General features: G+C 71.7%; 22 protein-coding genes and 3 riboswitches. Of the genes, 15 read left to right on the top strand and 7 right to left on the bottom strand.

The features are described from left to right. Positions 1-125: 125 nt before the first annotated feature. Together ACIBSV_RS02190 and ACIBSV_RS02185 are read right to left on the bottom strand one after the other, a co-directional pair. Positions 126-986, bottom strand: coding sequence for a hypothetical protein (locus ACIBSV_RS02190; protein ID WP_395858991.1), 861 nt, complete (start codon positions 984-986; stop codon positions 126-128). Positions 987-1167: 181 nt separating this feature from the next. Continuing rightward, complete coding sequence (locus tag ACIBSV_RS02185; protein ID WP_395858990.1) at positions 1168-2088, bottom strand: LysR family transcriptional regulator; 921 nt, start codon at positions 2086-2088, stop codon at positions 1168-1170. Between the two features lie 71 nt (positions 2089-2159). Between ACIBSV_RS02185 and ACIBSV_RS02180 the strand changes: the two genes are divergently transcribed. The 14 genes from ACIBSV_RS02180 (at position 2160) to ACIBSV_RS02115 (ending at position 20687) form a co-directional block, all read left to right on the top strand. Continuing rightward, positions 2160-2879: a maleylpyruvate isomerase family mycothiol-dependent enzyme gene (locus tag ACIBSV_RS02180; RefSeq protein WP_395858989.1), complete on the top strand. Its 720-nt coding sequence runs from the start codon at positions 2160-2162 to the stop codon at positions 2877-2879. 91 nt (positions 2880-2970) lie between these two features. Further along, the gene (locus ACIBSV_RS02175) at positions 2971-3453 is read left to right on the top strand and encodes an NUDIX hydrolase (RefSeq protein ID WP_331771068.1); all 483 of its coding nucleotides are present in this window, start codon (positions 2971-2973) and stop codon (positions 3451-3453) included. 144 nt (positions 3454-3597) lie between these two features. Beyond that, positions 3598-4539 carry a GNAT family N-acetyltransferase gene (locus tag ACIBSV_RS02170; protein WP_395858988.1) on the top strand — a complete coding sequence of 314 codons (942 nt, stop codon included), beginning with the start codon at positions 3598-3600 and terminating at the stop codon, positions 4537-4539. Positions 4540-4781: 242 nt separating this feature from the next. Then, positions 4782-6779 (top strand): IPT/TIG domain-containing protein, encoded by a 1998-nt coding sequence (locus ACIBSV_RS02165; protein ID WP_395858986.1) that lies wholly within the window; start codon positions 4782-4784, stop codon positions 6777-6779. A 446-nt stretch (positions 6780-7225) separates the two neighbouring features. Then, positions 7226-8539, top strand: coding sequence for a low temperature requirement protein A (locus ACIBSV_RS02160; RefSeq protein WP_395858985.1), 1314 nt, complete (start codon positions 7226-7228; stop codon positions 8537-8539). Between the two features lie 42 nt (positions 8540-8581). Then, positions 8582-8953, top strand: a complete 372-nt coding sequence (locus tag ACIBSV_RS02155; RefSeq protein ID WP_395858984.1) for a signal peptidase I — start codon at positions 8582-8584, stop codon at positions 8951-8953. A gap of 255 nt (positions 8954-9208) precedes the next feature. Then, positions 9209-9283, top strand: a riboswitch (cobalamin riboswitch). A 184-nt stretch (positions 9284-9467) separates the two neighbouring features. After that, entirely contained in the window at positions 9468-10001 is a 534-nt protein-coding gene (locus ACIBSV_RS02150) for a flagellar hook-length control protein FliK (protein WP_395858983.1), read from the top strand. A gap of 220 nt (positions 10002-10221) precedes the next feature. Beyond that, a riboswitch (cobalamin riboswitch) is annotated at positions 10222-10443 on the top strand. A 156-nt stretch (positions 10444-10599) separates the two neighbouring features. Continuing rightward, complete coding sequence (gene metE / locus ACIBSV_RS02145; RefSeq protein WP_395858982.1) at positions 10600-12924, top strand: 5-methyltetrahydropteroyltriglutamate--homocysteine S-methyltransferase; 2325 nt, start codon at positions 10600-10602, stop codon at positions 12922-12924. Between the two features lie 181 nt (positions 12925-13105). Next, positions 13106-13247: riboswitch (cobalamin riboswitch) on the top strand. 97 nt (positions 13248-13344) lie between these two features. After that, positions 13345-14841 (top strand): prenyltransferase/squalene oxidase repeat-containing protein, encoded by a 1497-nt coding sequence (locus tag ACIBSV_RS02140; RefSeq protein WP_395858980.1) that lies wholly within the window; start codon positions 13345-13347, stop codon positions 14839-14841. After that, positions 14838-15866, top strand: a complete 1029-nt coding sequence (locus ACIBSV_RS02135) for a hypothetical protein (RefSeq protein ID WP_395858979.1) — start codon at positions 14838-14840, stop codon at positions 15864-15866. The genes ACIBSV_RS02140 and ACIBSV_RS02135 overlap by 4 nt, the downstream gene beginning before the upstream one ends. Then, positions 15863-17098: a CbiQ family ECF transporter T component gene (locus ACIBSV_RS02130; RefSeq protein WP_395858977.1), complete on the top strand. Its 1236-nt coding sequence runs from the start codon at positions 15863-15865 to the stop codon at positions 17096-17098. The genes ACIBSV_RS02135 and ACIBSV_RS02130 overlap by 4 nt, the downstream gene beginning before the upstream one ends. Beyond that, the gene (locus tag ACIBSV_RS02125) at positions 17095-18825 is read left to right on the top strand and encodes an ABC transporter ATP-binding protein (RefSeq protein WP_395858976.1); all 1731 of its coding nucleotides are present in this window, start codon (positions 17095-17097) and stop codon (positions 18823-18825) included. The genes ACIBSV_RS02130 and ACIBSV_RS02125 overlap by 4 nt, the downstream gene beginning before the upstream one ends. Then, positions 18822-19808 carry an ECF transporter S component gene (locus ACIBSV_RS02120; RefSeq protein WP_395858975.1) on the top strand — a complete coding sequence of 329 codons (987 nt, stop codon included), beginning with the start codon at positions 18822-18824 and terminating at the stop codon, positions 19806-19808. The genes ACIBSV_RS02125 and ACIBSV_RS02120 overlap by 4 nt, the downstream gene beginning before the upstream one ends. A gap of 240 nt (positions 19809-20048) precedes the next feature. Next, a complete protein-coding gene (locus ACIBSV_RS02115; protein ID WP_395858974.1) occupies positions 20049-20687 on the top strand; it encodes a hypothetical protein in 639 nt (212 codons plus the stop codon). 75 nt (positions 20688-20762) lie between these two features. Here the strand turns inward: ACIBSV_RS02115 and ACIBSV_RS02110 are convergent, their stop codons facing one another. The 5 genes from ACIBSV_RS02110 to ACIBSV_RS02090 form a co-directional block, all read right to left on the bottom strand. Further along, positions 20763-21005 (bottom strand): hypothetical protein, encoded by a 243-nt coding sequence (locus ACIBSV_RS02110; protein WP_395858973.1) that lies wholly within the window; start codon positions 21003-21005, stop codon positions 20763-20765. Between the two features lie 151 nt (positions 21006-21156). Further along, positions 21157-21558 carry a VOC family protein gene (locus ACIBSV_RS02105; protein ID WP_331771055.1) on the bottom strand — a complete coding sequence of 134 codons (402 nt, stop codon included), beginning with the start codon at positions 21556-21558 and terminating at the stop codon, positions 21157-21159. Positions 21559-21616: 58 nt separating this feature from the next. After that, positions 21617-22399 (bottom strand): aminoglycoside adenylyltransferase family protein, encoded by a 783-nt coding sequence (locus ACIBSV_RS02100; protein WP_395858972.1) that lies wholly within the window; start codon positions 22397-22399, stop codon positions 21617-21619. A gap of 178 nt (positions 22400-22577) precedes the next feature. Further along, positions 22578-22997, bottom strand: coding sequence for a YybH family protein (locus ACIBSV_RS02095; protein ID WP_395858971.1), 420 nt, complete (start codon positions 22995-22997; stop codon positions 22578-22580). A 122-nt stretch (positions 22998-23119) separates the two neighbouring features. After that, a complete protein-coding gene (locus ACIBSV_RS02090) occupies positions 23120-23878 on the bottom strand; it encodes a DeoR/GlpR family DNA-binding transcription regulator (protein ID WP_395858970.1) in 759 nt (252 codons plus the stop codon). Between the two features lie 61 nt (positions 23879-23939). Here ACIBSV_RS02090 and ACIBSV_RS02085 point away from each other — a divergent pair, with 61 nt between their 5' ends. Next, entirely contained in the window at positions 23940-24572 is a 633-nt protein-coding gene (locus ACIBSV_RS02085; RefSeq protein WP_395858969.1) for an HAD family hydrolase, read from the top strand. The last annotated feature ends 49 nt before the right edge of the window (positions 24573-24621 follow it).

Here is a 24621-nt window from a genome sequence, read left to right as displayed (position 1 = left end):
ACGCGCGCGACGCCCGAAAAGCACACGACCCGGTCCACCACGGTCACGCGACCGTGGTGGACCGGGTCGATTCGGCCGGCGCCGTGCCGGGCGAACCCCGGAGCCCGCGACGGCAACCGTCGTTGCTACGACGGCGCTCCGGCGGCGCGGCGGTCCAGGGAGTCGCCGACGAGGTGGTAGATCGCGTTCGTGGCCGCGGTGTGCTTGGCGACCTCGCCGGGATCGCGGTCCTTGCCGTCCATGCGGCCGGTCATCTCGTAGATGAAGTAGCGGTACAGCGACTCGTGTATCCAGGTGTAGGCGGCTTCGGGCGCGAACACCTCGGTCTCCCGGTTGGTCGGGGGAGTGACCTGGTTGTAGTAGCCGGCGTTGGACTGGGCGAGCGTCGCGGCGGCGATGGCGGTGGGCATCGTGAGCACGCCGACCGTCGTCTGTACGTTGTTGGCCTTGTCCACGTATAGCGCGGAGACCGCCCGCACGCAGCCCAGTTGTTTGATCAGCTCGGCCGCTTCGCCGGAGGCCATCGGGGTGCAGTCCTCCAGGACCTTCACGCAGGTCCGGGTCAGGGTGCCGCCCTGGTACTTGTAGGGAAGCTGGGCCAGGCCGAAGACCTCGTCGACAGTCACCGGCTTGGGGTCGGTCCCCGCCGAGCGCAGATCCTCACGGGTGAGTGTCCCGCGCGTGGGCTTGTCGGTCGCGGTGACGGTGGCGCAGGGCCGCAACGGCTTGCCCGTCGAGGACGTGGTCGGCGAGGCGGCCCCCGCGGCCCCGGTGGCGGGCGGCGTGCCGGGCGCGGCCGCAGACGCCGACCCGGGGGTCTGCGATCCGCTCGCCGGGGGCGGCGCGGCAGCCTTCTTCCTGTCGTCTCCGCCGCACGCGGTGGAGCCGGCCAACAGGGCCAACGCGCACGCCGTCACGGCGAGCCCGCGAACTCGCTTGCGCCGCCCGGCGCGAACGGAATCGCGAACAGAATCATGCTCGGACATCGGGGACCCGTTTCGAATCGCGGCCGACACCCACCGCTGTGCCCGGCCGCCGTGGGATCCGGTGCAGCGGCCGGATTTCGTCGTACCGGCTGATAATCGTGGGAAACCTACCATCCGGTGACACGGCAAGATCAACCATGTGGGGCGAGAGCACGATCTCCGCGCGAAATGGATATGCCGATCAGACCGTGTGGATTCCGGACTTGGGCAGGCTCTCGAGCAGGCGGGTCAGCAGTCGCCCGGCCGCCGGACCGGTCGGGCCGTCGGTCGGCCAGGCGAGGGCGATGCGGCCGCGGGGGCTCGGGTCGGTGAGGTACAGGGTGCGCAGACCGGCCACGGTCGCCATGGCGGGAGGCAGGGCCGGGAGTACGGCCACGCCGAGGCCCCGGGCGGCCAGTTGTACCAGCAGTTCGGGCGCGGCGGCCTCGAACGCGATGCGTGGGCGGAATCCCGCCTCGGCGCACGCGCGGTCGAGGGTCCCGCGCAAACCGGTGCCACGCAGCAGGCTGATCAGCGGACGATCGCGCAGTTCGGCCAGCGGGACGCTGGTGCGGCCGGGTGTCAACAGCGGATCGTCCGGGGCCGTCGCGACGACCAGCGGTTCGTCGACGAGCACCCGGAAGGTGAGGCCCGGCGGGGGCTCCGGGTCCACGATCCCGACCATCGCGAGGTCGAGTTCGCCGCGGCGCAGGGCGGCGAGCATGTGCTCCGACGTGTCCTCGGTGAGCGCGATCTCGACCCGGGGGTGCTCGTCGTGGAAGTCGGCGAGCACCGAGGCCACATCGAACTCGTGGGTCGCGGCGCCGGAGACCAGGCCGAGGGTGACCCGGCCGCGCAGCAGGCCGGTGAACTCCTCGACGGTGTGCCGGACTCCCTCGACGGCCGCAAGTGCCGCCCGCGCGTACGGCAGGACCGCTTCGCCCACCGGCGTCGGTGTCACCGTCCGTCCGGAGCGGTCGAGCAACGGTTGGCCGAGTTCGCGTTCCAACTGCCGGATCTGGGCGCTGATACCCGGCTGCGCGAGGTGCAGGCGGGCGGCGGCACGGGTGAAGTTGGCCTCCTCCACCACGGCGACGAAGTACTGCAACTGCCGGAGTTCCATAACCATCGATTCTAGCTCCGAGAAAAGATGCGTCTTGGACTTATCAATCACGGCTCGCCACGCTTGATCACATGACCGGCCCCGCGAACCCACCGCCACCACCGAACGACCCGAATCCCCAGAAGGACCCGAGCACCGCGAGCACCCCGAGCCCCAACACCCCACCGCCCGCCGCCGCGCGACTCAAGGCCGCAATCGCTTCCGAACGCCGGGACCTGGCCGCCCTGTTGGCCGATCTCCGAGCCGACCAGTGGGACGCGCCGTCGCTCTGCGCCGGGTGGCGGGTGCGCGAGGTGGCCGCCCACATGTCGATGGGCTTTCGCTACTCGCTGCCCCGCGTCGGCCTGGAACTGCTCAAGTCCGGAGGCAATCTGCATCGCACGACCGACCGCCTGGCCCGCGCGGACGCGGCCGCGCTGTCGACGCACGAGATCGCCGCCGCGCTCGCCGACAACGCGGAGCACCCCTGGAAGCCGCCGGGTGGGCGTACGGCGGGCCTGGGTCACGACGTGGTGCACGGTTTGGACATCACGGTCGCGCTCGGCCTGGATCGCACCGTCCCCGAGGACCGGTTGCGCATCCTGCTGGACGCGATCAGCCCCCGGGGCGTCAAGTTCTTCGGCGTCGACCTGACCGGTGTGCACCTGCGTGCCGACGACCTGGACTGGTCCTACGGCACCGGTACGCCACTGACCGGCTCGGGCCAGGACCTGCTCCTGGTCGCGTTCGGCCGTCGGCTCCCGCCCGGTCGGCTGCGCGGCGAGCATCGGGACCGCTTCGTCACCGGGTGATTCGGAGTAGTCGTGGTGAGTCTCGGTGAGTCGTGTGGTGCCGGGAACCCGCCCGCTCCGGGCCGGTTCCGATGCGGTTAGGGTCGATCGGGTGACCAAAGAGTTCCTGCCGCCCGAGCAGTGGTACGAGCAACTGCCCACCCTGTACGCAGCCGCCTCCGCGCTGATCACCGATGTCGAGGACCGGGTGCTCCTGGTCAAACCCAACTACCGCGACTATTGGAATCTGCCCGGCGGCTTCGTCGATCGCAACGAGTCGCCGCACGACGCGTGCGCGCGGGAACTTCGTGAGGAACTGGGACTCGACCTGGACGTCGGCGAGTTGCTGGTGATCGACTGGGTGCCCGAGCAGGATCCCAGGCCGCGACCGCTGACCGGCTGGACCTTCGACGGCGGCACCCTGACGCCCGAGCGGATCGCCGCGATCCGGATCCAGGAGGACGAACTCGACGACTACGCCTTCGTCACCCTCGACCGAGCCGCGCAGCTCCTGCCGAGCACCGTCGCCCCGCGCGTGCCGGCAGCGATGGAGGCCCGCGGCCTCGGCCGCGCCGTGTACCTGCCGAGGCACTGACTCGGGCGCGTACCTGCCGAGGCACTGACTCGAACGCGTACCCGCCGAGGCCCCGACCCGAACGGACAGCAACCGCGCCCCGCGCGTAGATTCGACGCCTGCTTCGCATTCGCGAACATCACCCACAGGCGCCCGGAGGCAAGGTTGTCGTCGTTCCGTTCCATCACCGAATGCGATCTCCCACACGTCCTCGCCTGCGAGGTCGACGAGCCGATCGGCTCGATCTCCGCCGATCGGTACCTCGCCGAGGCGGCGGACGGGATGTATCGGCCGGAGTGGACCTGGATCGCCGAGCAAGACGGCCGGATCCTGGCCCGCGCGCTGTGGTGGGGCCCGGCCGACAGCGCGCATCCGGTCGCGTTGGACTGCCTGTACGTCGACTCGCGGGTCGAGGACCGGGCCGCGATCGGCGCGGAGTTGATCGCGGCGAGCCTGCGGGCGTTCCGCGCGGCCGGCGCGGACCGGCTGCCGTTGTACAACGTGACGTTGACCGGGGGGTGGCGCGAGGACCCCGCCGCCTCGGCCGCACTCGCCTGGCGGCGCGAAGCCGCGCTCGCGGCCGGTCTGAGCCACGAGGTCGAGCGGTTGCGTTTCGAGTGGTCGCCGGACGTGGGCGTACCGGCCGGCTCCGGACGACTCACCTTCACCGAGGCCGACGACGACGCGTTCCTCGCCGTGTTCCGGCGGATCGCCGAGGGCAGTCTGGACGCGGAGACGCGCAAGAGCCTGGCCGCGCACGGCCCGGAGGTCGTCGCTCGGCAGGAGATGGACTTCTATCTCGGCTGCCCGGGCCGGCGCGAGTGGTGGCGCCTGGCGCACACCGCCGACGGCACCCTGGTCGGCCTGGCCATCCCGTCCGCGACGCCCTACCACCCCAACGTCGGGTACCTGGGCGTCGTCCCCGAGTTGCGCGGCCGCGGCTACGTCGCCGACCTGCTCGCCGAGATCACCCGCCTGCACGCCGCCCGAGGCGCCGAAGTGATCACCGCCACCACCGACACGACGAACGCTCCGATGGCCGCCGCCTTCCGCCGGGCCGGCTATCGCACCACCGAGGTCCGCATGGTCTTCTCCGCCCCCGAGTAGCCGCCGGTCGAGCGCCCCCGCCCGCACCTACACCAACTCCCGCCCCATCGCCGTCATTTGGCCATTTCGGTCACACGGCCACCCGCTCGCCCGGTACGTTTCCGGCGATGCACCGACGAATCGCGATCCGTGATTCGCGGCCGTCTCGATTCGGGTGGGGGCCCGAGGGTCGTACGGGGCGGGGATCGACGTGCCCCGATGGAGACGGCCGGGTGTGGTCCATCTTCAGGGAGGGGATCCCGATGTCGCTCCGTTCCGTGTTCCACGGCCACGAACCCAACCGCCGGCGCCGCCGCTCAGCCGACGCACCCGACACGCGCCACGTGCACCGAACGCGCCACCCGTACGGCCCCCACCGACTCCGCAACCCCCGCAGGCCGATCGCCCTGATCGCCGCCGTGACCCTGTTCCTCGCCTGCCTGGTCGCCCAGGCCGCACCCGCCTCCGCCGCGCGTCCCGGCGTGTCCGCCTACGTCGCCAATTCGGGTTCGAACACGGTGTCCGTGATCGACACCGCGAACAACACCACCACGGCGACCATCCCGGTGGGCAGCGGTCCCTACGGGCTGGCCGCCAACCACGCGGGCACCCGGGTGTACGTGGCCAATTTCGGCTCTGCCGGCGTCTCCGTGATCGACACCGCGACCGACACCGTCACCGGCACCATCGCCACAGCCGGCGCGCCGTTCGCGATGGCCGTCGACCCGACCGACACCCGCCTGTACGTCGCCCAGAACAATTCCGTTCTGGTCGTGGACCTCGCGACCAATACCCCCACCGCCACCATCGCGGTCGGCACCAACCCGATCGCGGTACTGGTCGCCCCGGACGGTGCGCACGTGTACGCCGTCAACAACGCCGGCCACAACGTCTCGGTGATCGACACCGCGACCGCCGGCGTCGGCGCGACCATCGCACTCGGCGGCTCGCCAGACGGTGCCGCGCTCAGTCCCGACGGCAGGCGCCTGTACGCCGTGGACGACCAATCCGGCCTGTGGGTCCTCGACCTGACCGCCGGCGGTGCGCTCGCCGCCACCGTCCCGATCGCCGAGGGCAGCAACGTCGCGGTGAACGCGGCCGGGACCAGGGCCTACGTCTCCGCGTTCCCGGCCGCCGTCAAGGTGGTCGACCTGACCACGAACACGGTGATCGACAGCGTGGCGGTGGGCAGCTATCCGGCCAACCTCACGCTGCACGTCGCGGGCGGATTCGTGTACACCACCAACGCCGTGTCCGGGGACGTGTCGGTGATCGACACCGCGTCCGACACCGTGGTGGCCACCATCCCGGTCGGGAACACCCCGTACGGCATCGTCGTCGTCGGCGTCCCGCAACCGCGCACCGTCACCTCGGTGACCCCCGGCTCAGGCCCCGCGGCCGGCGGCACCGCGGTGACCGTCACCGGGACCGGATTCACCGGCACCACCGCCGTCGCGTTCGGCGCGACCCCCGCTCCCTCCTACACCGTCGTCGACGACACCACCATCACCGCGACCGCGCCGCCCGGCACACCCGGCACCGTGGACGTCACCGTGACCGGCCCGGGCGGCACCAGTGCGACCACACCCGCGGACCGCTTCACCTACCTGGCCGCCCCGACGGTCACCTCGATCAGCCCCGGCTCCGGCCCCGCGGCCGGCGGCACCGTGGTCACCATCACCGGCACCAACCTCGCCGGCGCGACCGGCATCACCTTCGGCCCCGGCCGGCCCGCCGGCTCGGTGTCCTGCACCGCGACGACGTGCACGGCGACCGCGCCGCCCGGTCCGGCCGGTTCGGTGGACGTACAGGTGAGCACCCCCGGCGGAACCAGCGCGACCGGTCCCGGCGACCGATACACCTATATCGCGAGCGCGGCCGACGTGGCGGTGACACTCCGGGCCACCGGCGTGCCGTCGTTGTTCAACGCGCGCATCGACTACACGGTCACCATTACCAACAGGGGCCCCGACGCGCTCGGTTCGGCCACCGTCACGGCGCCGCTGCCGGTCCCGATGACCGTCACGTCGCCGGACTGCTCGGTGGCCAATCGCACGGTGACCTGCACGGTCGGCCCGCTGGCCGGAAACGCGGCGACCACCCGGCACTTCACCGCACCGGTCGCCCTGCTCAGCCTGGGCGCCGAGTACGAGGTCACCGCGAGCCGTGTGGCGAGCACGCCCAACGACCCCAATCCGGCCAACAACAGTTCCTCGGCTTCGTGCACCGCGGTCACGTCGCTGCTCATCTTCTGCTCCTGAGCCGGCCTCGCTTGCGGATGGTCGGTCCGCGCGGGTTCGGGGCGACCGGTCCGCGCGGTTCCGGGCGGCCGGGCCGTGTCGGCCCCGTGCGGGGGCGCGACGGCCGGACGCGCGAGCGGGCGTCGGCCGCGGACAGCCGATATACGCGGGCCGCCGTCGGTGCCGGGTAGCCGGAACACGCGAGCCACTGCCCCGAACCGCTTCCGACGGGTAGACAGGACACCTGCGGCGGGCCGGACTACCGGCCCGCCGCAGCGTGTGCCCGGGCTACGCCGATCGCGAACGCGACGGAATCCCCCTGTGCCGAAGCGGAAGTCGCGATGATGATGGGCCCGCGCACGCGCGCGACTCCACTCCGGACCGGGTCGCATCTCGGTCGGATCGCACTTCGGTGCCGCGCCTCGGCCCCCCGATGGGCGCACCCCGGGACACACGAAAGCGAACGCATGAGCCCCTCCTCGACACCCCGTGAACCCGATCGGATCGACGCCTCGATACCGGCGCAGTCCGCATCCGCGAAGACGCCGCCGGCCGGATCCGTACCCGAACCCGCAGCCACGCCCGGACCCGAATTCGACCTCGGCTACGAGATTCCCCTCGAACTCCCGCACGACCCGATCGAGACGCCGGCCGAGAACGAGCGGCCCACCGGTGTGACCCCGATCGAGCTGTTCTTCGACCTCGTCTTCGTCTTCGTGCTCACTCAGGCCACCCACCAGGTGGAGTCGCACCCGGGCTGGACCGGGCTGCTCCAGGGCATGTTGCCGCTGGCGGCGATGTGGTGGATGTTCGGCGCGTTCAGTTGGTTGACGAACGCGGTCCGTCCCGACGCGACGGTGGTCCGGCTGCTGCTGGCGCTCACGATGACTTCGTTCTTCGTGATGGGCCTGGACCTTCCGTACGCGTTCGACCCGGACGGCTGGGCATTCGGCCTCGCGTTCCTGGTCGCCGTCGGGATGCACGTAGCGCTGTTCCTGACCGCGTCCGAACCCTCGGCCCGCTCCGGGATCCTGCGCCTCGCGCCGTTCAACGCGGCGGGCGGCCTGCTGATCCTGGTCGCGCCGCACCTGCCGGACGCAGGCACCTGGGCCTGCTGGGTGGCGGCCGTGGTGGTGATGTACCTGTCGATGGTGATCGGTCGGATCCGCGGCTTCGTGGTCGAGCCGCACCACTTCGTCGAGCGGCACGGCCTGATCATCCTGATCGTGCTCGGCGAATCGGTCGTGGCCGTCGGCATCGGAGCGGGCGGTCGACCGGTCGACTGGAAGCTTGCGGGGGGCATCCTGCTCGGCATCGCGGTCGCCACCGGCATCTGGTGGACCTACTTCGGCGGCGACGACGAACGCACCGTGCGCGCCATGTCGGAGGCGTCGGTCGAGCGTCGCCAGATGCTCGGCTACGTGGCGTTCGGCCTGGCCCACGCGGTGATGATCGCGGGTATCGTGCTGATCGCGGCGGGCATCTCGGACGCCATCCATCACCTGGGCGGCGACACGAACCGTTGGTGGCTGGGGGCCGGCCTGGCCACCTTCCTGGCGGGTCACGCGTGGCACCGCTTCGTGTTGGCCACCGGCCCGGTCCAGGGACACATCGTCACCGCGGTGGTGGCGGTACCCCTCGTCGCGTCCGTCGCGGGCACGGGCTGGGCGGTACTCGCGGTCGCCACGGCGCTCCTCGCGATCATGACCGTGTCCGACCACCTCCGCCAGGTCCGCGCGGCGGAGGAGCCGGACGCGCGGCAGGTGACCTCGGCCGGCTGACCCTTCGGGGCCGGGGAGCCTGCTCTGCTAGCGTCCCCGGCCATGAACGACAGCGTGTACGTGGGCAACGCGGGCCCGGACGCGGCGCTGGACCGGGGTTGGCTGCTCGGCCATTTCAAGGACGTCGGCGACCCTCGGCACAGCGAGGCGGTGGAGATCAAGTGGGGCGTCCACCTACCCGGCGACGCGCGCGCCGAGTGGGTGAGCGGTGAGGCGCGGACCGCGCTGCTGATCCTGATCAGCGGCCGGTTCCCGGTCGAACTGCCGGGCCGCAGCGTGTTGTTGGCGAAGCAGGGCGACTACGTGGTGTGGGGTCGCGGTGTCGACCACTCCTGGGCGGCCGAGGAGGAGTCGGTGGTGCTCACGGTGCGGTGGCCGTCCGTGCCGGGGTATCGGGTGGGCGAACCCACCTGAGCCGCGGCGCCGGCGCCGCGGCCCACCACCGGGCCGGCCACCGTGTCGGCCGACCTTCAGGGCGGTGCCTCTCCGGCCGGCGCCTTTCGGCCGGCGCCTCCCGGCCGGCGCCTCCCGGGCGGCGCCTCCCACGCGGTGACGAACGGCACCGTGCATTGCTCGCGCGACCTGTTGTACGACGAGCAGCTCATCTCATACGCTCCGCAAGCCGACCCTGTCCGGGTCGGCGACACAACCGCATAGTTCGCAATCCAGGGGAAGCCGGTCGAAATCCGGCGCTGACCCGCAACCGTAGGCGGTGGCCGACAGGCCGCCGCGAGTCGGAATGCCTGGATTCGTACGAGTTTAAGGCTCCAGCTGTCGTGGACTGCACGCTGAAGCCCGGATTTCACGTCCGGCGGTGTCTCGTCGGCGCGATGCCGGGGTCGGCGGTCCTGTGAGGAACATCGCTCGGCCCGGGCGGCATCGGTTCCGCCGCTCGTGCCGACGCCCGTCGCACGAAGGGAATCCGCACGTGAAATCTCGTGGGAACAAGGCTCGAATAGGCCGGCTGGTCGGGGCACTCGCCCTTCTCCTGCTGCCCGCCACCGCCCAGATCACCGTGAGCGCACCCGCCGCCTACGCCATCGACCCCACCAAGGGCTCCGCCGGCGTCTGCCCGGACGCCAACGGGGTGACCGTGATCGTCGACTTCCAGGAACTCGGCGGCGCCACGCTCACCCGTTGCGCGCCCGGCGACCAGGCCACCGGTCTGGCCGCGCTCAAGAACGCCGGCTTCCAGATCCAGGGCACGAACCGGTGGGGCGAGGCGTTCATCTGCCGGATCGAGGGCAAGCCCGGCACGGACACCGAGCCCTGCGTCAACACCCCTCCGGCGTCCGCGTATTGGTCGTACTGGCACGCGCCGAACAACGGCACTTGGACGTACAGCTCGTGGGGTGCGACCAACCGCAAGCCCCCGCTGGGCAGCTTCGAGGGCTGGTCCTTCTCCAAGGACAAGACCTCCACCACCAATCCGCCCCCGCGCGTGGCCCCCACGCGCCCGTAGGGCCGACCCGGCGTCGGATCCGAAGCGAGGTCGTCCTCGGCTCCGCGACCGCGTTCGTTCCGCCGGTCATCGCCGACGCGCGTGATTCGGTCGGAACGAACGCCGGGAACGGACCGCGCACGCCTGCCCGATCGGCGCCGGCGGCGGCATCCGCCTCGCGCGTACGTCGTTTCACCGTCCACCGGGTGGACTCGCCTGCCGGACGCGCCCATCGCCGGCTAAGCTGACGGACGCAGTCGGTTCGCCCTGCCCGCCAGGCAGGCGCGTCGTAAGAGGGAACCCGGTGTGAATCCGGGACTGCCCCGCAGCGGTGAGTGGGAACGACCGCCGTCAACAGCACTGGGCCCCAGGACGGGCCCGGGAAGCGACGGCCAGTAGGAGTCCGCCCTTTCGGTGGACGCGCCCACGAGTCCGAAGACCTGCCACTGCCCGTGTGCCGACGAGGCACACGGTGATCTCGGTGACCTCGTGGGCGGGTCGGCGGACAACCCCGGTGGCACACGTGCGCGACAGCGCCGAAACGCCCCGGCGGCTTGCCATCCCTTCGCGCCCTCGATCCGTCCCGGGATTCCGGAGACAACTCGCGAAGGAGAGTTCCGTGACCACCAAGTCCGCAGCCGCGGCAACCCGCGCCACCGTGTACGGCTACCCCCGACAGGGCCCGCGCCGGGAGTTGAAGAAGGCCATCGAGGGCTACTGGGCCGGTCGGGTCACCGCCGACGGGCTTCGCGAGACCGCGGCCGAACTGCGCCGCGCCAACCGCGATCGGCTCGCCGATGCCGGTGTACACGAGGTGCCCACCGGCGACTTCTCGCTCTACGACCACGTCCTGGACACCACCGTGATGGTCGGCGCGATCCCGCCCCGCCACCGTGCGGCCGTCGAAGCCGACGCCCTGGACGGCTACTTCGCGATGGCGCGCGGCACCCAGGAGGTGGCGCCGCTGGAGATGACCAAGTGGTTCGACACGAACTACCACTACCTGGTCCCCGAACTCGGCCCCGACACCGTGTTCTCCGCGAACTCCGCCAAGCAGGTCGCCGAGTTCGAGGAGGCCGTCGCACAGGGCCTGACCGCCCGCCCCGTACTGGTCGGACCGATCACCTACCTCCTGCTCGCCAAGCCCGCGCCCGGCGTCGCGGCCGACTTCCAGCCGCTGACCCTGTTGGATCGACTACTGCCGGTGTACGCCGAGGTGCTCGCCGACCTGCGCGCGGCCGGCGCCGAGTGGGTGCAACTGGACGAACCCGCGCTGGTCCAGGACCGCAGCTTCGCCGAACTCAACGCCATCGCACGCGCCTACCGCGACCTCGGCGCGCTCACCGACCGGCCCAGGCTGCTGGTCGCCTCGTACTTCGACCGCCTCGGCGAGGCGTTGCCGATCCTGGCCAAGGCGCCGATCGAGGGGCTCGCCCTCGACTTCACCGGAGCCGCGTTCGCCAACCTGGACGCCCTGGCCGCCGTCGGCGGACTGCCCGGCAAGCGCCTGGTCGCCGGCGTCGTCGACGGGCGCAACGTGTGGATCAACGACCTCGGCAGGTCGCTGGCCACCCTGGGTACCCTGCTGGGCCTGGCCGAGCGCGTCGACGTGTCCGCGTCCTGCTCCCTGTTGCACGTGCCCCTGGACGCCGGCGACGAGCGCGACATCGACCCGCAGGTCTCCCGATGGCTCGCCTTCGCCCGGCAAAAGACCGAGGAGATCGTCACGTTGGCCCGCGGCCTGGGCCAGGGCACGGACACCATCGCGACCCATCTCGCCGCCAACCGGGCCGACCTGGCCGCGCGCAAGACCTCCGCCCTGACCCGCGACCCCGCCGTACGTGCCCGCGCCGCCGCGGTCACCGACGCGGACGGCCGGCGCAGCCTGCCCTACGCCGAGCGCGCCGCGGCCCAACGTGCCCACCTGGGACTCCCGTTGCTGCCGACGACCACGATCGGCTCCTTCCCGCAGACCGGCGAGCTGCGCACCGCCCGCGCCGACCTGCGCGCCGGACGCATCGACGAGGCAGGCTACGAGGAACGCATCGAGTCCGAGATCCGCGACGTGATCTCCTTCCAGGAGAAGGCCGGAATCGACGTCCTGGTGCACGGCGAGGCCGAACGCAACGACATGGTGCAGTACTTCGCCGAACAACTCACCGGATACGTGGCCACCCGGCACGGCTGGGTCCAGTCGTACGGCACCCGGTACGTGCGCCCGCCGATCCTGGCCGGCGACATCTCCCGTCCCGAGCCGATGACCGTGCGCTGGACCTCGTTCGCCCAGTCGTTGTCCGACCGCCCCGTCAAGGGCATGCTCACCGGCCCCGTCACCATGCTCGCGTGGTCCTTCGTGCGCGACGACCAGCCGCTCGGAACCACCGCCCGGCAGGTCGCCCTGGCGCTGCGCGACGAGGTCCGCGACCTGGAGGACGCGGGGGGCTCGGTCATCCAGGTGGACGAACCAGCGCTGCGCGAGACACTGCCGCTGCGCGCCGCGGACCGCGCCGAATACCTGGCCTGGGCCACCGAGTCGTTCCGCCTGACCACCTCCGGCGTGCGCGCGGCCACCCAGATCCACACGCACATGTGCTACGCCGAGTTCGGCGACATCGTGCAGGCGATCGACGACCTCGACGCCGACGTGATCAGCCTGGAGGCCGCCCGTTCGCACATGCAGGTCGCCCGGGAGCTCGCCGCCCACGGCTATCCGCGCGAGGCCGGTCCCGGTGTGTACGACATCCACTCCCCGCGCGTCCCGAGTGCGGAGGAGGTGACCGCTCTGCTGCACGAGGGGTTGACCGCGATCCCCGCCGGGCGGTTGTGGGTCAACCCCGACTGCGGCCTCAAGACCCGCGGCTGGCCCGAGGTTCGCGCCTCGTTGGAGAACCTGGTGGCGGCGGCGCGCGGGGTACGGGCGACGCTCCCCGACGCCGCGTCCTGAGTCGGGACCACCGGGGCGGGGAAGGCACGCCCCGCCCCGGCGGTCCGGGTCGTCGCGGCGGCCATGCGTGCCCGAACGGCGTGCGATTGTCCACCGCGGGCTCACGGTTGGTGACGCACGGCACCGTTGATCGCATGCTCGTGCTGTTGTCCGACAGCCGGAATGCTCCGTATGCTCCACACGCCGACGTGTGTCGGCACCCTCAACTTCATAGTTCGAAACCCAGGGGAAGCCGGTCGAAGTCCGGCACTGACCCGCAACCGTAGGCGGCGGCCGAAAGGCCGCCGCGAGTCGGAATGCCTGGGTGCGTACGAATTGAAGGCTCCAGCTGTCGTGGACTACACGCTGAGGCCCGGACGCCCGACCGATGCCCGCATTGGTCGGCTCCCGGGACGCGTTGGTCTCGGAAGGGTCCCATCGATGTCCTGGCTCACCGTGAGGAACACCGGCGCCGTCGCGGTCTGCGGCGCGGTCCTGGTCGCGGCCTCCCCCGTCTTCTCCGCGTCGGCAGACGCCGCGAACCCGCACGCCGACAACGCCGTCGCGGCGGCGAAATGGCAGGCCGGGGAACTGGTCGACGGCGGCATACCGGGGTTCGCCGGCTCCGACTGGGGCCTGACCATCGACACGATGATGGCGTTGTCGGCCACCCGCTCACAGCCCGCCGCGGTCAAGGCCGCCGCGGACGCGGTGGCCGCCAACATCCGCAAGTACAACAGCGCCGAGGAGTGGGGCATGCCCGGCTCGCGGATCGCGGGTGCCACCGCGAAGGTGCTCTTCGCCGCCGTGATCGCCGACCGCGATCCGACCAGGTTCGGCGGCCTGGACATGCGCGCCGAGACGCTGGACCTGATCGCCGGGGCGGACGCCGGCGACGACGCGGGTCGGATCCGGGACAAGCTCACCGGCAGTCCCGACTCGAGCAACGCGTTCGGGCAGTCGCTGGCCGTGCTGGGTCTGGCCCGCAGCGGCGGGGTGCCGCAGAGCGCGGTGGACTTCCTGATCAAGCAGCAGTGCCCCAGCGGCGGATTCCGGCTGTATCCGGGTCAGTTGGGCAGCACCGGCTCGACCTGCCAGGACACCCCGACCACCGTGCTGGACCCGGACTCGACCGGCATGGCCGTGCAGGCGCTGCTCTCGGCGGCGACCGAGAGCAAGTCGGTCGGCGCCGCGGCCGCAGCGAAGAAGGGCGTGGACTGGCTGAAGTCCGAGCAGCGCGAGGACGGTTCGTTCGGCGGCTCCGGACCCACCGCGGCATCGAACACCAACAGCACCGGCCTGGCCGGCCAGGCCCTGCACGCGGCCGGCTACCGGGCCGAGGCGGACAAGGCCGCCGCGTGGGTGGTCAAGCACCAGATCACCAAGGACAACGCGGGCGCCGCCGACAAGGAGATCGGCACGATCGCCTACAACGCGGAGGCCCTCACCTCGGCCCAGGCCGAGGGTATTCCGGACTTCCAGCGCGACCAATGGCGCCGCGCGACCCCGCAGGCCCTGCTCGTGCTGGCCGATGTCCCGCTGGGTGACCTCGGCAAGGCCCCCACCGAGCCGACCGGCACCGCCTCGACCTCGCCGAAGCCGACCGACTCCGGCACCCCCAAGCCCACCGGCTCGGCCACTCACACCGGGTCCCAAACGCCGTCCGCGTCGACGTCCGGCACACCCACCACCTCGCTCACCCAGACCGCGAGCGCGTCGATCACCGCGTCCGCGACGACCACCACCGCCGGCACCGGCGGCTCGGTGTCGGGCGGCACGAGCAGCTCGGGCGGTGGGGGCACCACGAAGGGCGGCGGCGGAAGCCTCGCCAAAACCGGCGCCCAGGTCGGCGGACTGCTCATGCTCTCCCTCGGACTGGTCGGCACCGGCCTCGCCGTGCGTGCCGGCGCGCGGCGCACGAACGGAAAGCGCACATGAGGCGCCGTGGGAGGGGCGGCCGAACAGCCCGCGTGGTCACCGCGCTGGCCCTGCTCGCGCTGCCCGCCACCGCCCAGGTCACCGTGGCCGCGCCGACCGCGCACGCGGTCGACACCGCCAAGGGCACCCCCGGCTACTGCCCGGACGCCAACGGTGTGACGGTGGTGATCGACTTCCAGGAACTGGGCGGCACGACCATCGTGCGCTGCGCACGAGGTGACCAGGCCACCGGTCACGCCGCGTTGAAGAACGCGGGTATCGAGATCGCCGGTGTGGCCCGCTGGGGCGAGGCGTTCATCTGCCGGGTCGAGGGCAGGCCCGGCGCGAACTCCGAGGCGTGCATCGACACGCCGCCGGCCTCCGCGTACTGGTCGTACTGGCACTCGTCCAACGGCGGTTCGTGGACGTACAGCCAGTGGGGTGTGATGAACCGCAAGCCACCGCTCGGCAGCTTCGAGGGTTGGTCGTTCTCCAAGAACAAGACCGAGACCACCAACCCGCCACCCCGGGTGGCACCGAAGCGCCCGGCGGCACCCGCGACGCAGGACCCGCCGCCCCGGACCGACAACCCGCAACCGCCGCAGGGCAACGGCGCCAACCGCACGACGTCGACCGCCCCGGGCGGCAACTCCAGTGCCGGCGGGACCGGTTCGACGTCCGCCGGGACCACGTCCAACGGTTCGACCACGACCGCTACCGGCGCCGGCACCTCGACGAGCGATCCGCTCGCCCCGGGGCCCGGCGTGTCCGGCAACCCGATGGAATCCGAGCCGCCGCCCGCCGCGCCCACGAGCGAGGAGCCGACCGCGGCGGCGAGTGAGCCCGGTTCCGCCGCGCCGTCCGCGCAGCCCTCGGGCGTCACGCCACAAGGTCAGACGTGGACCGGTGGCGAGGAGTTGGCGACGAAGAAGCAGGACGGAATCCCGACCATGACCATCGTCGGCATCGCCCTGTTCGTGGCCATCTGCGCGGCGGCCGGGTTCACCGCCTGGCGCCGGCGAACACGCGCGGACGGATCGGGATGACCGTGCCCCACCCGAAACAAACGCCGATCGCCGCCGCGTTCCGGCGCGGCGGCGGGCGTTTGCCGCGCACCGTGCATCCCGGCGCGTGGTGGTTGTGGGCCCTGGGCCTGGCCACTGCCGCCAGTCGCACCACCAATCCGCTGCTGCTGGCGCTGATCCTGGCCGTGGCCGGGTTCGTCGTCGCCAACCGACGCGGCGACGCGCCGTGGGCTCTGGCCTTTCGCATGTACCTGTTCCTGGGCCTGTTCATCATCGTGATGCGCGTGTTGTTCCGGATCATCTTCGGTGCGGGGGCGGCGAGCGGCCATGTGCTCGTCGACCTCCCGGAGATCCCGTTGCCCGCGTGGGCGGCGGGCATCCACCTGTTCGGCCCGGTGGGCTTGGAGCACGTGCTGGGCGGGTTCTACGACGGGCTGCGGCTGGCCACGATGATCGTGTGCCTGGGCGCGGCGAACGCACTCGCGAGCCCGAAACGCATGCTCAAGGCGGTGCCCGCGGCGCTGTACGAGGTGGGCGCGGCCGTGGTGGTCGCGCTGTCGGTGGCACCGCAACTCATCGAGAGCGTGCATCGGGTACGCCGGGCCCGCCGGCTGCGCGGCGGCGCGCAGAAGGGCATGCGGGCGCTGCGCTCGATCGCGATTCCGGTGCTCCAGGACGCGCTGGACCGATCGCTCGCGCTGGCCGCCGCGATGGACTCGCGCGGGTACGGCCGCAACCGGCACCTGCCTCGGGCCATCCGACTGCTCACCGGCGTACTGACCCTGGTGGGCCTGCTCGGCGTCTGCGTGGGGGTGTACGCGCTGCTCGACGGCAGCGCCCCGCGCTATCTGGGCGCGACCATGCTGCCCGGCGGGATCGTGGTCGCCGGCATGGGCTTCGTGCTCACCGGCCGGCGGATCAACCGCAGCGTCTACCTGCCGGATCGCTGGCGGTTCGCCGAATTCGCGGTCGCCGCGTGCGGGTTGGGCACCGGTGCGCTGCTCTACCTGACCAGCCGGATCGACGCCGGGAACCTCTATCCGTCGCTGAGCCCGCTCGCGTGGCCCGAATTGGCGCCGCTGCCGGCGCTCGCGCTGGTCGTGGGCGCGCTGCCCGCGTGGCTGGCACCGCCGCCCCCGCTCACCGTGCCCCGGCTCGGCGACACCGTGCCCCGGCCGGATACGACGGCCGGCACACCGACCCCGGGCCCGGCCGATGCCGGCACCACCATCAGGGAGAAGTCCGTCCGGTGATCGAATTCCGCGACGTCACCATCACCTACGCCGACGCGCCGGAACCTGCGCTGCGCGACGTCGAACTGAGCATTCCCGAAGGGGAGTTGTGCCTGGTCGTCGGTCGCACCGGCGCCGGCAAGTCCACCCTCCTGGGCGCGATCAACGGTCTGGTCCCACACTTCACCGGCGGCACCCTGCGCGGCAGCGTGCTCGTCGACGGAATCGACACCCGCTCCCGGCCACCGCGCGAGTTCGCGCACCTGGTCGGCGTGGTCGGTCAGGACCCCCTCGCGGGCTTCGTCACCGACACGGTCGAGGAGGAACTCGCTTACGGAATGGAGCAGTTGGCCATCCCCTCGCCGGTCATGCGCAAGCGCGTCGAGGAGACCCTGGACCTGCTGGGCATCGCCGAACTGCGCCATCGCCCGCTGCGCACCCTCTCCGGTGGCCAACAGCAACGCGTCGCGATCGGCTCGGTGCTCACCGCGCACCCGCGCGTACTGGTCCTGGACGAGCCCACCTCCGCGCTGGACCCGACCGCCGCCGAGGACGTACTTGCCGCGATCACCCGGCTGGTCCACGACCTGGGCATCACCGCGATCGTCGCCGAGCACCGCATGGAACGTGTGGTGCAGTACGCCGACCGACTCGTGCACCTGCCCGGCGACCGCACCGTCCGCGACGGCCCGCCCGCCGAGATCCTTCAGACCTGCGACATCGCCCCACCGGTGGTCGAACTCGGTCGGCTCGCCGGTTGGTCACCCCTGCCGTTGTCGGTGCGCGACGCCCGCCGCCTGGCCGCGCCGCTGCGCGCACGCCTGGTCGGCCGGACGCCGCCGCAGCCGGGTTCGCCCGCTGGCCCGTCGGCGTCGTTGCTGACGGCGCGTCGGATCATCGTGCGCTACGGCGACGTGATCGCGGTTCGCGGCCTGGACCTGGATCTGCCTCCCGGGCAGGTGACCGCGTTGATGGGCCGCAACGGCTCCGGCAAGTCCTCGCTGCTGTGGGCCCTTCAGGGCTCCGGACCCCGCCAGGGTGGCACGGTGGACGTCGCGGGTGAGGATCCGGGCAAAGCCGCCCCGCAGCGCGCCCGCGCACTGGTCGGCCTGGTCCCGCAAACCCCCGGCGATCTGCTCTACCTGGAGACCGTCGACGCGGAATGCGCCGAGGCCGACCGGGAATCCGATGCCGAGGCCGGCGCGTGCCGGGCGTTGTTGGACCGCATCGCGCCCGACATCGACGGGGCCCTGCACCCGCGCGACGTCTCCGAGGGGCAGCGCCTCGCGCTCGTCCTGGCCATCCAACTCGTCGCCGCACCAAGGGTCGTGCTGCTGGACGAGCCCACCCGAGGGCTCGACTACCACGCGAAGCGGCGGTTCGTCCGCGTCGTGCGCGAACTCGCGGACGCCGGACGGGCGATCGTACTCGCCACACACGACGTCGAATTCGTCGCCCAGGTCGCCGACCGTGTGGTGGTGATGGCCGAGGGCGACATCGTCGCGGACGGCCCGACCGCCGAGGTCGTGGTGTCCTCGCCGGCGTTCGCGCCACAGGTGGCCAAGATCCTCGCGCCCGCGGAGTGGCTGACCGTCGCCACGGTCGGCGACGCCCTTGCCGAAGCCGAAGCCGAAGCCGAAGCCGACGCGGCCGACGACGCCGACCGTTCGCGGCTCGTCCCGCCGGAGTCCGTGCCCGCGCCACGCGACGTTCGCGGCCGTGCCCAAGACCGGGAGACGACCGGATGACGATCGCACCGACCCCGACCAAGCGCGGCAACGCCATCCGGATCACCCCGCGCACCGCGATCGTGCTCACCATCGCCTCGATCGCGGGCCTGGCGATGTTCCTGTGGCCGTTGTTCGCCTCGCCCTCGCCGGAATCGGCCGCGCACTCGGGCGACGCGCCATTGATCTTCGCGGTCACCCTGCCGTTCGTGGTCGCGGTGGTGCTGGCCGAGATGACCAGCGGCGGTCTCGACTCCAAGGCGCTGGCCATGCTCGGCGTGCTGTCCGCGATCAACGCGGCCCTGCGTCCGCTGGGGGCCGGCACCGCGGGCATCGAGACGGTGTTCTTCATGCTCGTGCTGGCCGGGCGGGTGTTCGGGCCGGGTTTCGGCTTCGTGCTCGGGTGTACGTCCCTGTTCGCCTCGGCCCTGTTGACCGCCGGGGTCGGGCCCTGGTTGCCCTTCCAGATGCTCGCCTCGGCATGGGTGGGCCTCGGCGCGGGGCTGCTGCCGCAACGCGTCCGCGGCAGGCGCGAGATCGTGATGTTGGCCGGCTACGGGGTGTTCTCCGCGTATGCCTTCGGCTTCCTGATGAACATGTGGTTCTGGCCGTTCCTGGCCGATTCGGAGAGCATGGTGGGCCCCGCGTTCGTACCCGGCGACGGCATCCTGGACAACCTGCACAGATTCTTCGTGTTCACCATGCTCACGTCCACCTTCGGCTGGGACACCGGGCGCGCGATCACCAACTGCGTGGCGATCGTGCTGGTGGGTCCGGCAGTGCTGGCCGCGCTGCGCCGCGCGTCCCGCAAAGCGGCGTTCGAGGCGCCGATCGTCTTCGAACCCGCCCGGGCGGACAGCGACCGCCCGAGGGCGGGCACCGCGGAAGTTGCGGGCACGGCGGGCACGGCGGGCACTACGGCCGGCACGGCCGCCGCGGAGGGAAAGGCACCGCCGAAGGGAGACGGCACCGCCCACAGTCGCACTCGTGACCGAAACCGTTGATCCGTCCTCGTTCATCGCGCCGGCAGGCCCGACCGCACCCCCGCGACCTCGGGCGTACCCGACGCCTTGTCATCGGACCCGGGACGCCCTGCCCGGGCGACCGGCGGCGTACCCGCGAGGGGGGACCGATCAGCCCTGGCGCGTAGCCCGGTTCCGACCGTCGAGCGATCCGCGCCCACGCCGACCTCTGGGAGGTTCGTAGCGCAGGGACCGATCGGTCCGTCAACGGGAGGAACACCGATGCACCAGGCGCAATCGCAGGTCGCGCACTCGGATTCGAAGGCCGCACGAACGTCCGCCGGTCGGCTGCGGCGCGCCTGGCGGGCCGCCCACGAGCCCGTCCCGGGGGTGCCGACGTGGGCGCGTCGGGCCGCGTACGCCGTGCCCCTGGTCGTCCTGCCGTCGAGCATCTGGCGCCTCGGGGTGATCTTCGGTGACGACAAGCGCGGGGGGATGTTGCCGGACTGGGCCATGGACGGCTACGTCGTGCTGCTGTCCGTCCTGTCCGAACTCCTCGCGTTCACGGCGATCGGCCTGATCGCCCGCTGGGGCGAGGTGTTCCCACGCTGGGTTCCGGTCCTGCGCGGACGCCGGGTGCCGACGGCCGCGGCCGCGGTGCCCGCAGCGATCGGGGCGACCGTCCTCACCCTGATGTGGACGGCGATCGGAGTCGTCACGGAGGTGACGCGGACCAAGCTGAACGGCGATCCGCTTCCGGACGACTTCCCGTCGCGGGCCGGCGGTTGGGAATCCGCCTACTACTACATGTCCTACGCGCCACTCGTGCTGTGGGGCCCGCTACTCGCCGCGGTGACCATCGCGTACCTGTGCCGCCGCCGATCCGCCGCCCCCGGCCGCCTGGCCGCCACGGCCGGCTGACGGCCGCACCCCGTCCCCGCCGGGGGCCCAACCGCCGAGATACCGCCCCTCGTCGAGAGGCGGTACCTGGCCGGGTCAGGCCCAGTACTCCACATACAGCGAGAACCCGACCGCGCCGTTGCCGGTGCAGTGGTAGGTGCTTGCGCCGGCATAGTGCACGTACATCGCGCCCGTGTTCTGGCACTCGGACAGATACCGGTACGTGGCGATGTAACTGCCGCCCGCGGCCTGCGCCGAACCGGCCGCCGCCGTTACCAATCCCACCGACGCCGTCGCGGCGAGCGCCAGACCCGCCACGCGACGTGTCAACTTCGACATGCTTCCCCCGTTCGTCGATCATGTACGAACGCTCATGCTTCAGGTCGACCGAAGTGCCGTCAAGATCCTTTCGGAACAACTTCCGGGTATGTGGGGGGAGTTGCCGGCCGGCACGGGGTCGGGGGCGATCGCGTGCGGCGACCGTCCGGCACTATGCGAGGTACAGCTCCAGTTGGATGCTGTCGGGGTCCCGGAACGCGATCAGGGTGAACCCGGTCCTCGGGGTGACCCGGACCCCGGAGTGGATGACACCGGCTTCGGTCAACCGGGCCTCCCACGCGTCCAGTTCCGCCCGGGAGTCCACCGTCAGGGCCAAGTGGTCGAGTCCGGTCACGTGCTCCTCGAACTCGGCGCCCGCCTCCGGGTGCCGGTGCCGGGTCAAGGCGACGACGACGCCGCTCGGGTGACGCATGATCCGCCGCTCGAAGTCGTCGGTGTCCCACGGGATCAGCGGTGCGAAGTCCAGGACCTCGGAATACCACCGGACCGACGCGTCCAGGTCGCGTACGTTCAGTGCGACATGGTGGACGCCGGAGAAGCTCGCCTTCGACACGTGTTCCGCCCTTCGTGGCCGCCGTGCCCCCCACCCGTTCGAGCGGGATGGCCCGAGCCTACTGCGCGCCGGTGTACCCCGGTTCGCCCGCCGAGCGCTCGATCGCGGCAGCCATGTACTCGGTCAGCGCCCGCACCCGAGGCAGCAGGTCCTGCCAATCCTCGCGCTCGGCGCCGAGATAGCCGGCCCGTGCCCGGGCGAGCACGGGTCGGTACTCGGCCGGGAGGCGTGCGAGCACCCAGTCGGCGGCGACGTCCTTCGAGGTGATCACCCCGGTCGCGAGCGTCGCTCGGATCCGGGCCAGAGTCAGCAGTACGTTGCGGGTGTCGGTCGCCCACTCCCGGAGCAACTCGGGTACACCCGCCACGATCGCCCGATTCAGGTCGGCGCGCGGGACCGGGTCGAGCACCTCGTCCGGTGGCGGCCCGAGCAGCGGCGCCCGGCCCAGCAGCGCCATCGTGATCAGCGGCGCGAGATCCGGGCTCGGTGTCGGCGCCGGTGTCTCGCCACGCTCGTACTCCTCGCGCAGCCACTCGCCGTACTGGAATTCGCAGCGCGGCGGGTAGCGCCACGGCCTGACCTCGGATTGCACGACGACGGTCAACTCCACCGGCCGCGCGGGCCCGGATCGGGCGCGCTCGCCGGAGATCTCCAAGGTCGCCTCGACCAGTGCCCGACGCTGTGTCGTCGTGGTGCCGTGTCGCACGACGACCAGCACGTCCACATCACTGTGCGGGCGCAGGCCGCCGAGCACGGCGGAACCGTGCAGGTACATGCCGATGACGTCGTTCGTGTCGAGTGTGTCGCGAACGACGCGAACGACGTCATCGGTCGGTGCCACCCGTGTGCTCTCCGTCCCCTTCGGACGCGGGCCGCCGGCAGGCGGCCGGGCCCCTTCGCCTGCATCGCATGGTAGGAAGTCGGCCTCCCGGGCACCAACCGGTTTCGGCCGACGTGGCCGAGGCGCGGGTGGGCCCCGCCGAGTCGCGCACGAGTCGGCAGGGCCCGCACCGTCGGGATCAGCCCAGGATCGGGGTGGTCTGGGCCGAGGCGATCCGCCAGTCGTCGTCCTCCTTGACCAGCACGTAGGTGAGTTGGCCGGAGGTCGCGGGCAGGGCGGGCGTGGCCGAATCCTCCGCGCCGACGTTCGGCCGTCCGTCGAAGACCTGCTTGAGGCAGGCCACGATCGCCACGTCCGCGCGGACGAAGTGCACGTCCTGGATCTCGGCGGTGGTGGTCACATCCGCCAGGGGCGAGGCCAACGCCTGCCGCATCGCCGCGGTCAGCGCGTCCCGGCCGGACACGCGGCGCCCGCCGAAATTGACGATGTTCACCTCGGCGGTGTGCAGCGCCATGAGCCCCTCGATGTCGTTCTGAAGCTGCACTGCGTCCGCGACGAGACGACGGATGGCGACGAGGTCGGACGATTCGGTGCTCATGTGAACTCTCCCAAGTGGCTGGTGTCGCAAGGGCGGCGTGCCCTTCGGGAAGGAGTATGGAACTTCAAGCAAACTTGAAGTCAACCACCCTGGTCGGAGCCCCGGAACGGCCCCTGGGACCGTCACACCACCCGTACGTCCACGCCCAGCTCGCGCAGCCCCGACACCGCGTCGGCCGGCGCGCTCGCGTCGGTGATCACGATGTCGAGGTCGGTGGCCGGGCACACGTGACCCAGGCCGGTGCGACCGAACTTGCTTCCGGCGCAGACCGCGACGACGCGCTGCGCCGAGGCGATGGCGGCCTGCTTGACCGGCACCTCGGTGAGGTCGTTGGCGGTCAGCCCGTGAGTGACGGACAGCCCGCAGACGCCCAGCACGGCGGTGTCCACCCGCAGTGTGCGCAGCGAGGTCTCGGTGAGGTGGCCGCCGAGCGTCAGGGCGCCCGGCGTGGTCTGGCCGCCCGGGACCAGCAGGCGCACGTCGGGCGCGTTCCCGAGCAGGTGGGCCGAGTGCAGGTCGAGCGGGACCACGGTGACCCGGCGTCGGGCCAGCACGCGCGCGATGGCCAGGCTCGTGGTGCCGCCGTCCAGGATCAGCGATTCGCCGTCGGTGACCAGGGAATCGAACTCGGCGGCGATCCGACGTTTGCTCTCCGGCGCCTCGTGCTCGCGCACACCGAAGGGCAGCACCTCGCCGCGCAGCACGAGGCTGACCGCGCCGCCCCGGACCCGCCGCAGGACCCCCTGTTCGGCGAGCTGGTCGAGGTCGCGCCGGATGGTCATCTCCGAGCAACCGGTCTCCTCGGCCAGCTCGGCCACGGTGACACGTTCCGTCGTACGCATTCTCTCGATGAGCGAAAGTTGCCGCTCCGCACCTTCCATGTGTGCAATCAAACGTGTTGTATGTTCGAAAGTCAATCGACGACTCGATCGAGGAGCTCTCATGCGCACGGAGTGGATCGTCTTCGACTTCGGCGGGGTCATCTGTACGCCGCCGCCGGACCACGCGGGGGAGGCGCTGGCCGGAGCGCTCGGGGTCACCCAGGGGCGGTTGTGGCCCGCCTACTGGCCGGACCGGGCGGCCTACGACGCCGGCGTCATCGACGCCGCCGGGTTCTGGCGCGGGGTGTGCGCGGGCCTGGAGCGGCCCGCTCCGGATCCGGAACTGGTGGACCTCCTGGTGGCCGCGGACCTCGACGCGTGGATGCACCTGAATCAGCAAACCCTGGACCTGCTGGCCGAGTTGGGCGAACCTACCAACCGGGGCATCGCCCTGGCGCTGCTCTCCAACGCCCCGGCCGAGATGGCCCGACGGATCGAAGAGCAGCCCTGGGCGGCGCTGTTCCGGCACCGGGTGTTCAGCGCAGACCTGGGCCTGGCCAAGCCCGACCCGCGCATCTACCGGCACCTGTGCGAGCGGCTGGACGCGCACCCCGGCCAACTCCTCTTCGTCGACGACCGCGCGGAAAACCTGGAAGCGGCCCGGGAGTTGGGAATCGAATCGGTGCTGTTCACCGACACTCCCACGCTCCGTGCCGCGCTCGCCGGAACCCGATTCGCGGGATCGATCCGGTGAACGCCGGGCGCGACGGCGGGCCCGGCGACAGACCCGGACGACAGGAGCC

Origin of the sequence: Embleya sp. NPDC050154 (genome assembly GCF_044460165.1) — a bacterium.
Taxonomy (GTDB): domain Bacteria; phylum Actinomycetota; class Actinomycetes; order Streptomycetales; family Streptomycetaceae; genus Embleya.
Note: the sequence above shows the minus strand (reverse complement) of the source record. Positions and strands in the feature narration are given on the sequence as shown.